A 342-nucleotide genomic window follows, 5' to 3' on the forward strand; every position below is an offset into this window, starting at 1 on the left:
CAAAGGTCGGCGTGGTGCCGAACACGTTCTCGACGCCGCCGGCCTTGCCTTCGATGCGCTCGAGCATCCATTTGAGGACGCGCATGTTGTCGCCAAAACCGGGCCAGACGAACTTGCCCTCGGCGTCGGTGCGGAACCAGTTGACGCAGTAGATCTTTGGCAGTGCCGCGGGATTGATCGCGCCGATTTTTTCGCCCATGTTGAGCCAGTGCTGGAAGTAGTCGCTCATGTTGTAGCCCATGAAAGGCAGCATCGCGAACGGGTCGCGCCGCACAACGCCCATCTGGCCGGCGGCGGCGGCGGTGGTCTCGGAGCCCATGGTCGCGGCCATGTACACGCCCT

1 protein-coding gene is annotated in these 342 nt (G+C 63.5%); it reads right to left on the bottom strand.

All coding sequences use genetic code 11. The annotated features are described in order from the left end of the window. A partial coding sequence (locus D0817_RS26935; RefSeq protein ID WP_127341015.1) for a phosphoenolpyruvate carboxykinase domain-containing protein occupies positions 1-342 on the bottom strand: 342 nt, incomplete at both ends.

Origin of the sequence: Flavobacterium cupreum, from assembly GCF_003996965.1 — a bacterium.
GTDB classification, from domain to species: domain Bacteria; phylum Bacteroidota; class Bacteroidia; order Flavobacteriales; family Flavobacteriaceae; genus Flavobacterium; species Flavobacterium cupreum.